The 11,163-nt window shown below is 36.4% G+C and carries 3 protein-coding genes and 2 pseudogenes; 1 reads left to right on the forward strand and 4 read right to left on the reverse strand.

What is annotated here, in order from left to right:
• Window positions 1–91: 91 nt before the first annotated feature.
• On the reverse strand, window positions 92–5,344 hold the full coding sequence (locus ACFIKI_RS05385) for a Vomp family autotransporter (protein WP_375666157.1): 5,253 nt from the start codon (window positions 5,342–5,344) through the stop codon (window positions 92–94).
• A gap of 1,351 nt (window positions 5,345–6,695) precedes the next feature.
• Between ACFIKI_RS05385 and ACFIKI_RS05390 the strand changes: the two genes are divergently transcribed.
• Window positions 6,696–6,965 (forward strand): hypothetical protein, encoded by a 270-nt coding sequence (locus ACFIKI_RS05390; RefSeq protein ID WP_375666159.1) that lies wholly within the window; start codon window positions 6,696–6,698, stop codon window positions 6,963–6,965.
• A 319-nt stretch (window positions 6,966–7,284) separates the two neighbouring features.
• Here the strand turns inward: ACFIKI_RS05390 and ACFIKI_RS05395 are convergent, their stop codons facing one another.
• The 3 genes and pseudogenes from ACFIKI_RS05395 to ACFIKI_RS05405 form a co-directional block, all read right to left on the reverse strand.
• Window positions 7,285–8,496: an MFS transporter gene (locus ACFIKI_RS05395; protein WP_375666161.1), complete on the reverse strand. Its 1,212-nt coding sequence runs from the start codon at window positions 8,494–8,496 to the stop codon at window positions 7,285–7,287.
• A gap of 778 nt (window positions 8,497–9,274) precedes the next feature.
• Window positions 9,275–10,357, reverse strand: a pseudogene (locus ACFIKI_RS05400) (DEAD/DEAH box helicase family protein); the annotation flags it as partial.
• A gap of 548 nt (window positions 10,358–10,905) precedes the next feature.
• Window positions 10,906–11,163 (reverse strand): annotated as a pseudogene (locus tag ACFIKI_RS05405) (DUF3987 domain-containing protein); the annotation flags it as partial.

Raw genomic sequence — 11,163 nt, forward strand, 5'->3', positions numbered from 1 at the left:
TCTATATATGTATTTTTACATACGTAAAAACAATTCACCCCTGCCTCATGAGACAGGGGTGAAAAGGAATTTTTATGTATTTTGTTTATTATCAGTTCAATGTCATATTGAATCCCGCACCTACACCCCAATGACCTCCAGAAGTTGTTGCGGATATATTAGAGCGGTATTTTCCATTTTCTGAGGTGTAACCTGCACCAAAGGCAAATGCAGATTGACTACGCCATAAACCAGTACCAAATCCAACGCTTAATTTTCCAGGTGTATCATTGTAGCGTAAGTTAGATACCGCTAGACCAATAGCTGCTGCTTGTCTTGCCTCTTTTTTCACACTCTCAATACTGTAGTTTAAAACATCAAACTTCATATCTGTATATTGTTTAGACTGATCAACAGCATCATCAATCGCATCAATCACAATATTATTAACTCGTTGATCTGTGTAGTGCTTGGATTCATCAAGAATAATCTTCATCTGTTCTTTAGTATAGTCATGGAGTTGACCACCATTTACAGCTTCTTTTGATCCCTTCTCAATTTTACCATCTGCTACATTATCAATCAAAACAGGTTCACTAGCATCACCACCCGCTAATGTAATTTTATTGGTCTTTTTGCCATTTTCATCTCTGTCATAACGAACAGCGTCCTCAGCAATATCGTTAACTTTGTTTTCAATATTGAAAACCGTTTCACCAATATCCGTAACCGTAGTGGAAATATTGTCGACTCTGTTGGTAAGATGCTTCACATCTTTTTCGACACCAGTGACACGTTCATTGGTTTTCCAAAGTTGCCCACCATTAACTGCATCTTTCGAGCCTTCTGCAATTTTACCATCTGCTACATTGACAATTTTATTTGGCTTGCCATCGCGACCAGCATCATAGGCTTTTTTATCATTGTTCCACTTTAAAGCATCTGAATCGACCTTGTTGATGACATCATCAATACGGTTATTTATGTTTACCATACCGCCATTAATGCCACCAAGTGCTTCAGCAACATTATTGTAGTTTTTCTCCTCCCCAACAGTACCATCGGCATTAAATTGAGCAACCTTGAAATTAGGAGCGTTCCATTTTCCATTATTATAGCCAGCACCACCACCAAAATATGCAGCCAATTGGTTGCTCATGAGATAAAGCTGGTTACCGGTAATGGCATCAGTTGAATTCGCAGCAATTCTGCCATCTTTAACATTAAGGAGAGAAACTGGTCCGACATTGTTCTTGCCACCCAAGGTCACGCTACCATAATTGATGCTACCATCTTCATTTTTATCGTAGAGAACTGCAGCAGCACTTGCAAAATCAATATCTTTAGAAATTTTCTCTATGCTTTTATCAAGTTGCTTTTTATTAACAGCTTCGTCGTCCTTCTCTGCCGCTTTTACACCAGAAATAGAACGGGCGACACCAGCGTATCCTGCAATATTGATTTCAGTACCAGCTGTTTTTTCACCAATGGTGATAATATTTGTCTTCTTATCTTGTTGCACAAGATTATTTTCTTTCATTTCAATAATCTTATTATCAAGATTCGTAATAGAAACATTCACACCAGTAAATGCATCCGTAACATTACGATGTGTCTGCCCCTGAATAAGGAAGGTTGGTTCTATACCGGAAAGTACATCTGTACTGCCACCAAAATATTTTGTTATATTAGTACCTATATTATAAAGCTGAGCACCATTCACTGCCTCAGTTGAATCTTCAGCAACCCGCCCCTTTAAAACACCAGAAATAGTCCGACCACTGCCTTCATTATTTGCAATATTGATTACACTCCCACTTGTTTTAGCACCAATGGTGATAGGTCCGAACTTTTCTTCTTGCTGAACTAAACTATTTTGTTTTATATCTAAAATCTGATTATGAATATTCGTGAAAGAATTATTCACGCCTTCAAAAGCATCAGCAACATTTGAGTAAGGCTGCTTAGAGACAGTACCATTATCGTTGATCTGATAAACTTTGAAAGTAGGAGCGTGCCATTCTCCATTTTCATCATATCCTGCTCCACCACCAAAATATTTAGCAACATCATTTATTGCATAGAGTAAATGCTGATTAACATGCCTTATATTCATATCAAGCCCCGACAAAGCCGATCCAACATCATTATGTTCCTTCTGTTCTACCCGACCATTTTCATCAATAGTAGTTAAATTATATCTCGGTCTTCTAAAGACACCATTATCGAATGAAGTACCACCACCAAAAAATTTTGCAACATCTCCAGATATCTTGTTAATCTGGCTACCATTAATTGCATCATGCGATTGATCGGAAATCTCTCCATCTTTGACATTATGAAGAGCAACTTGCCCGTTAACCTTATTACCTCCTAAAGTTACACTCTCATAATTGACAGTGCTATCATCATTTTTATCGTAAAGAACTGCAGAGGCACTTATATTCTCAATATTGTTGTTAATCTTTCCTATGCTTTCATCGAGTTGTTTTTTATTGACAGCTTCATTATCATTCTTTGCAGCCTTCACGCCCGCAATAGTCCGGTCTCCCTCGTTACCTGTAATATCAATTTTCGCGCCACCTTTTTCGGCACCAATGGTAATGAGCTTCCCATCTTCATTCCATTTAACAAGACTATTGTCTGCTACTTTTTTTATTTTCTCTTCTACTTCTTTCAACTGATTGAGATTAACTGCATCCATGCCTAACTGACCTTCTGCCACATTTCTAATCTCTTTGTTGCCAGCATCAATACCGCCATATGTTATACTTGGGCCACGTTTAATCACTAAGCCATTATCAGTTATAGTAACTTCTTCTCCTACTTTTATTTTATTAACTTTAATCAATTCATCTAAATCAAATGCTACTGCGTTATCACCTCCTCTTACAATTTTGATATTTTTGTGGCTATCATTATCCGCAGCAGCTACAAACTTTACTGTACTCTCTGCCTCAACATCTGTAGCCTCTTCATCTTCAACAGCAAGTTTCCAACCCGTTTTAATTCTCGCTGTAAAATCTTGCAACTGTTGATAATTTACTGCATCCTCAGCATCAGTTCCCGCTAGCACTCCCGTAATCTTTTTATTACCAGCATAAATACCTCCAGTAGTCATATTAGGACCACCAGTAATCACGAAGCCATTATCGCTTACATTCGCCTTACCTGCTATTATCCGTTTAACTCTGACAATATCATTTAAATCAAACTTTACAGTATTGTCATCGTTTTTGGTAATTTTTATATTCTTACTTTCTTCATTACTATCCTCTGCATTCACACCTACAAAATCTACTGTGCTACCAGCCTTAACATATGTAGCATCTTCACCGTTAACAGAGAGCTTCCAACCTTGTGTTGCATCTTCTCTTAATTTTTTTAATTGTGCAAAATTTACTGCATCGGTATCGTCTTCCCCTGCCGCTACTCCTTTAATCGTTTTATCACCAGCATAAATACCCGCAGTAGTCATATTAGGACCACCAGTAATCATGAAACCATCATTATTCATAAAACTGTTACCGGCAGTAACACTTGTCACTGTAATATCATCAGCTAAATCAAATGTAACATTACGTCTACCATCTCCTACAATCTTGATATTCCCGCCACCTTCCTTACCAACAGATGTAAAATTTACCGTATTGTTCTGTCCAATAGACATAGGATTTTCACCGTTAACAGTAAGTTGCCAGTGCATTTTGGCTGCTTCTTTTACTTCCTTCAGCTGTTTATAATTCACTGCATGATCATCTTCAGTCCCGTCTTTTACTCCTGTAATCTGTTGATTGCCAGCATCAATACCATCTATAGTTATTTTTGTCCCATTAGTGATCATAAAACCATCGTCACTCATAGAACTTTGTCCTGTAGTGACACTCGTCAACTTAAGAGTATCACTCAAAGCAAATTTGACTTTATGCTTATTATTTGCACTGTCTTTTTCAATCTTTAAGTTGTCTTTTCCTACTCCGCCGTTACTTCTCACTGAAAAATCTACAATATCGCTTGGATTAACATCTGTAGAACCTTCGTCATTAACAGAAATTTTCCAGCCGCCTCCTGCTCCCGCCATAACATCTCTCATAGCTTTTAACTGTGCAACATTGACGGCATCAGTGTCTTTACTCCCCGCTGCAACATTTGTAATTTGTCGCGTTAAATTCTGATTAGTATTACCAACACTAAAATCACCCGCAGTACTTTTCCATGCAAGATCACTCTTTGTTGTTACAGTATTTGTTACAGGATCATAACCCAAAGCATGCTTATCAATACGAGAGACAGCCCCTCCACCCACAGCCACACCATCTATAACAAGTACTTGTGCATTTATACCAATTGCAACTGAATGGGCCGTCTCAGCAAAAGTATGAGTCCCTATAGCAATCGAATTTTTACCCTTCGCTATTACTTTTCTTTCTTTCCCGTTGTCTGCAGGTTCTCCACCACCTATTGCAATAGAACCAAGAGCTTGAGCCTCAGCCTTTGAGCCTATAGCAACCGTGTAGTCGTTACTTGCCTTGGTCTGTAACCCTAATGCAACACTGTTGTAACCAGATGCAGATGCAAACTTACCAATAGCAACACTATTTATACCGCTCCCTTCTGCATTTGAACCAACCGCAATCGCATCGTCCTGCGTAGCTTGAGAACTCTCGCCTATAGAAATGCTATTTTTACCAGAAGCAGTTGCAAGTCCACCAATAGCAACTGCAGATGTCCCCGACGCTTCCGATCCTACCCCCATAGCCACACTTGCTATACCACCTGCAAGTGCAGAAACACCAAAAGCTTGTGCTCCTCCAGCCTTCGCCGTTGCACCTGCACCAAATACGGTTGAATAATTACCCGTCGCAGCAGAACCACAACCGGTTGCAAAAGAATAAACACCATAAGCCTCAGGCAGAGCATTGGCGATACCACGAGTACTAATAGCTCCCATATAGCCACCCATCGGCTGACTACGACTGTTAACTGTCAAGCCATCACCAGCCCAAGTGACCTTTTCAGTGGTCGTGCCATAAGGATGACGGGAAGCAAATTCTTGATCATTAATAAATCTATTATATTGTTCCTTTGCAGTTATTCGATTAACATCAGGAATTGCTTGCTGTTGCTTACCACCACGACCAATCACATTATCCACACCACAGTAATCATCATCACCAGAAAAAACAATGCTACCATGACTGCCATGCGGATATTGGACATCAGTACCACTCGTGCTTCTGACAAGATCTCCTGTTATTGAGAGATTGGCAGCAAAAACAGGAGAAACACTGGATAAGAGTGTCGCCATTACCGTACTAAGAGAGACAACTTTAATTAAATTTGGTGTGGAATATTTTTTTTTCATAAGAACCTCCTCCAACAGAGTTCAACATCATTACAACGCGCTAAAACACACGTGGTAAAACCCTTGTTTGCGCGCTTCAAAAACCAATAAATCAAGACAAAACTCTCCCCCTTACGATACCGCTATCTTTACGGCATCGCCCTAAAATCTCTGCAACAACATCGAATCTAGAAAAGTCCCCAACCCTTTTAGCTAGAGGGATTCAAGCTAAAAAATCAATAAAAACACAAGACTTTGAAAATATACCGTAATCTCCATTAAAAAATACTGCTATTTATCTCTTAACAAAATAGTTTCACTAAAGAGCAATTCTACTTTTCAAATAAAGCGCATCAGCAAAATGGCAAGAGTATAAAAAATAATTTTTTATAAATTTGTAAAAATACTTCTCAATAAAATAGCTGTTCTTATAAACACAAATTTATGATTTTTTTAACTTATAGCACAATGTAATAGATAACGATTATCATGATAATCTCACTCTTTGTTGCGAGATAAGCTGTTTCAATATATAATGCATTATCTTTGAAAGAAATCTTTCTTAATATAATGATACACGCTCTGTAAAAAGTTCCAACGTGCTCATCTTATCATCTTCATAAAAAGACAAAAGTGCTATAAATGATCTTTTGTTCTTATCGCGTATATGTCTGTTATCCTTCTATAGAAACAAAACATCGTCATTGTATTTTCCCTGTTGTATAAATTTTTTAAATATCACAAATCGAAAAGAAGCTGTTTTTTAGCTTTTCTCCCACATAACCTACTGTACTTACACTGTTGTCAGCATCTTTTCCCTCAACCAACAAACATTTCAGAAATGACACTATATTAACCTCTTTTTTAATCAATTTGTTTATATCTCTACTCGTCATTCTTTTTATGAACCATTTTATCTTTAATCAGAGCAATATATTGAATTTATTAAGCAAAATAATTGGTATTCTACAAAAAATGAGATTATCATTCGTTATTAAAAAGTTAGACGTTTACAAACCCTGTTTGCTTATTTTAATATATTAATGGCATTGATTTAGCTGTAATTGGCAATAGAGATTTTAAGGTGTTTTATTTATCGTCAGAATACTCCTCCTCTACGCACATTAAAAGCCTTTTGGAAATGTATTTTATGCTATAAGTTCTATAGTAAACACATTGCTACCCATATTTACAATTGAGCGCTTCAAAATCTTGGAGTAATAAAATCTTTAATAGGCTTTGATTTAAAAGCGCGTATTTTTCAGAAAATTGACAAAACCATGAGGTTCGTATACATGGCAATTCTAAGTGATGATGGTGGAGTGATACTTAAAAAAGCTGCATGGAAACCCGCAACGTTGAGGAATTAAGCATGACCTCTTTATGCGATAAAGAATTATCTGATACACTGGTTGGTCTTTATGACGACTATCAACGCGGTTTCGACATTGGAGAAGAGCTTAAATTGTGCGTGGATTTGGCGTTATCTCTTGAATTGGAACTCAGTATTCACCGTTTAAGTGAAACAGATGCTGTTTTAAAAAAAGAGATTGTGCAAGCTTTACATCGTCGTAGAAATACTCATTCCAATGAAGATGAAATTGATACAATTTTTCATATGGATTTTGAAAAACAAAAATAATACAATACTTTCCTGTATGATAAGATATTACCTCATCGCTTTGCTTTCTATTGCGCTTAAATAAAAAAATTTCAAGAAGATTTAAAGTGTTGTGTTTTCGTCTTCTTAACAGCAGTGAGATGAATTAAAGAAACGCATCAATTCTTTTGGGGTCATTATCAAAAAATAAAGGGTACTCTCTAGCATACATCAATTTATGCTTTATTCATTAAGTACCAACTTTTACATTTTCTCAACTCTCCTTTAAAAGCAAAATGTGAAATATGCTGCAGCATAAATGTTTATAAAATAGTGTATATTGTCCACACTTAAATGTAATTTATTGTTTTTCATGTTTATAAAACAGCACTATGAGTATTCCAACAAACGCAACAATGCTTTGAAAAAAATATATCGATTGAGGTGATATGCTACTGTTATCGCTTGCCATAATGAGGTAGACTCCGAGGATCAAGCATCCAGAGATACCATTAAAACTTGCCTGCAATCTTCCTTGGTATTCAGGATCACAAGAGAGTTGTGATAAAGAAATCGAAAGAGCCCAACTCGAAAGTCCAAATCCAATCATAAAGTAAACAGGAAAAACAACAAAATTGTGTGTATTAACAGATAGAATAGCGAGGCCAATAGCCATAAAAGCTAATAAAATGGCTAATGTTTTCCTGATAGATAAAACTTTACAAAGAGGTGGTGAAAAAAACGCACCTGTCAATACACCCATAGAATAAAGCACCTCCAGTATTGCAAAGATCCTGCTATCCGCATGTAAAACCTCTTGTATATAAGGAACGAGAATAACAGGAATGGTCATCAAAAGAGTCATAATAATCATCTGGCTTATATAAGGTACAAAAAGAGCCGGATTCTGCTTAAAATAATGAAGAGATGCTGTATAATTTTCCCACCAATTTTGCTGGTTTTGATTTTTAGATCTTCGGTTTTTAGGTACCTTCATTGCAAAATTAAATAAACCAGCAATGATAAAGAATATACCACCTATTAGAAGAGTTCCTTTTATTCCTGCATAGGCGAGTATCAATCCACTTAAGCCCATACCTACGATCGTGCCAAGTTCATAAACCATATCGATGGTTGCATTTGCATTGATGAGCTGTTCCTTCAGCACAATACTTTGAATTAAAGAAATAGCTGATGGCATATAAAAAGGGATAAAAATACCCAAAAGAGCAGATAAGACCATCAATTCAATTTCTATACCAAAATGCCAAAGCATTACCCAGCTTACGATTACCAAACCTCTCACAAGATTTGAAATAATAATCTGCGTTTTACGGTTATATTTATCTGCCAATATGCCCAAAATAGGCGCAAAAATAATGCCAGGCGTCCAAAGAAAAAGCATCATCAACGCTACACCACGGATTGAGCCCGTCTGATTGTAAGCGAGCCATGACAATGTAATATAATTTAGTCCACTTCCAAATGTAGCAAATAAGCCGCTCAAAGTAAAATAGAGAAAAGTTCTATTTTCAAATAAAGCAATGCGTTCCTTCAAATTTGAAGTGAACATAAACTATCCTTTAAAATAAATACCAGTTGATATGCATCATACATCCTGTTTAAAAACATGCATTCTTACAATTTTCATTTTAGATCATTAAATTTAAGAAAACAAAATTTCTTTTTTGAGACTTTTACAATTTTCGCGCTGATGTATAATTAATTCTTCTATGAAAAAAACATTTATGCACAAAAACAAAATTAATATTTTATGTGCGTTTTATTCAGAAGCTACACCTTTATTATGTAAAACAATTTTACGGTATGGAAGCTTCACTCACATTATTGTCCTTATTATTCCGTGCACTAAAATATGCTCGAGTATATCCTTCCATGTCGTTCTTCTATCACCACACTTTGGCTCTAAAAGAATAAACACACTATTATCCTCACGATAAATATTGATAACTTTTCTATTCCTCTTCTCTAAATCTTTTAAAACAAACCCATTACAGTTAGTTTTCCAAATAATTTTTTTCAATAAAAGAGAGTTTTTCTTCGTATTTTAAGTTTAAACTATTCCTTTTCTGCAACCGCTCCAGTACTGTAGTGGGCGATAAATGAAGATAAAATATAATATGGGGTCTTGGAATAGATTGAATTTAATTTAACGACACTTTCAAAAGAAAGCTCTCGAGCATAAAAATAAGCAAGACTAGAATAAACAGATCAATCGCTAATTAATAAATTTTGCAATGAAGCTAAGGAAGGTTCAATAATTTCAAGCGTATGTTTGCGTCTATCTGTCTTGCTAAGAGTGCTAAAAGCAACGGATCAGTTGCTTTTCCATTATCATGAACCTTGATAAATTCAGATTCATTGTCTTCAGTTCCCAATGAAGCACCAGTGGTACGGTGTGCTTCATCACAAATGATCAGATCAAATTCGGGTAAACCATGCTCTTTTTGTGCATCCGAAATCACTTGGATAGAATGATAAGTTGAAAAGACCACGGTCATTGCATCTGCTAGGGATTCACAAGCTTCTTTAGCAAGGGCTTGAGCATCCGTGGTAGCAGGGAGAACAAGATCTGATGTTTCCATGCCAACAATATCATCTTGGTGTTTACGACGCTTGCCTACTTTCGTATCAGAACACACGGCAAAGGAACGCAACGGGACTTGTGCATCGGCTGTCCATTCACGAATTGTTTGCGAGACTAAAGCAAGAGAAGGCACCAGAAACAACACACGCTTGCCTGTTCCTGCTATGTGTTCTGCTATCTTCAAACTGGTGAAAGTCTTGCCCGTTCCACATGCCATAATCAGCTTGCCACGGTCTGCTTCTTGTAAACCGTCACAGACTTTCTTGATGGCTTCTTCTTGATGGGGACGAGGCTCTTTTGTTGATTTCAGAAGAACTTCTTGTTTTGTTGCAAATATTTGCCAATCTATCCGACTGTTTTCCATATGACGAAGGTCAATGCGATAAACGGGTATCGCTTGTCCTTTGATCATGGCATTCACATTGTCACTTAATTCCACTTCCGTACTATCAACGAGAAGACGATATTTAAAGATATCTTTTCCAGATGCCGCGATAAAACTATCAATATCCTTTTTACTGATCTGATGGTCTGCTTGATAAAACTTACATTGAATAGCGACATAGCCCTCTTGATGACGAAGCTTGGCAACCAGATCAATGCCGATATCATTTTTATTCCAATCTTCACGTTCTTTTGCCCATTCATAATAGCTCTCAACTTTTTCATATCGCCCATAGTGGAGAGGGTCATACATAAGATATTTTGTCACAAAATCTTCAAACACTTTCCCCCGTAGAGCATTTGATGTTGCCTGTTCACGATAGGATTGTAAAAGGGAGCGTAAAGTGAATTGTTCATTATCAGACTTAATAGATTGCAGCATATTGTAATAAAAATCCCTTGCCTTATGAGATGATTAATATTCATCAAAAGAATCAAAATGAAGTTAATTAAATCCATTTTGAATGAATAGTATGAAAAATGCGGAAACTGCTAAAAAAGCCGATATTTTTTTCAAAAGGGGTCTTTAAGGTGCTTATCAACAGCCCATGATACGGGGTCAGATCAGCAAAATAGTGAAATCTGCTGTTTGTTTTATGGTCAATCAAGACAAATTCGTTATGTACTTTAAAATATCAGAATGAGTATTTTGATGAGTTTTATGAGACATTTTATAGAGAGGTTTTGAAGGTTTCTCAAACCGTCAAAATACCTTCAAAAATATACCGCGGGTTGTATTTATAGGTTGTATCTTGATATAGGTTGTTTGTTAAAAAAATAACTTATTGAAATATAATGACTTTTATTTTTTGATTGAAAAAAATATATAAAGGGGGGTAGAAGGAACCCTCAAAATACTCAAAATCTTCAAAACTCATACATTAAGGCGTTCTTTGAAGGTTCACTCTATGAAATACAAGGGGTAATGCTTTATTGGGGTGTCTTATGCCCCTTTACTAAAGGATGCCATTCATAACGTATTGTAGGTCGACCGCTTTTAGGGTTATTGTCTCCAGAGACTTCACGAATATAGTTACAACGGCATAAAAGCTCTAAAGCTTGCTTAACGGCTTGATTATCTTTTAAAGAAGTCCAACTTCTTTGATGAATATCGCGTAAAGTAAAAACATCAGATAAATGATCACAACGCTCGACAATTAATTTTGCACGCTCTGCTGTTAATGTATC

Origin of the sequence: Bartonella sp. TT121SHDZB, from assembly GCF_042193415.1 — a bacterium.
GTDB lineage: Bacteria > Pseudomonadota > Alphaproteobacteria > Rhizobiales > Rhizobiaceae > Bartonella.

Coding starts and splice junctions, on each gene's coding strand:
- ACFIKI_RS05390 (WP_375666159.1), top strand. CDS start 6,696: ATGACCTCTTTATGCGATAAAGAATTATCTGATACACTGGTTGGTCTT.
- ACFIKI_RS05385 (WP_375666157.1), bottom strand. CDS start 5,344: ATGAAAAAAAAATATTCCACACCAAATTTAATTAAAGTTGTCTCTCTT.
- ACFIKI_RS05395 (WP_375666161.1), bottom strand. CDS start 8,496: ATGTTCACTTCAAATTTGAAGGAACGCATTGCTTTATTTGAAAATAGA.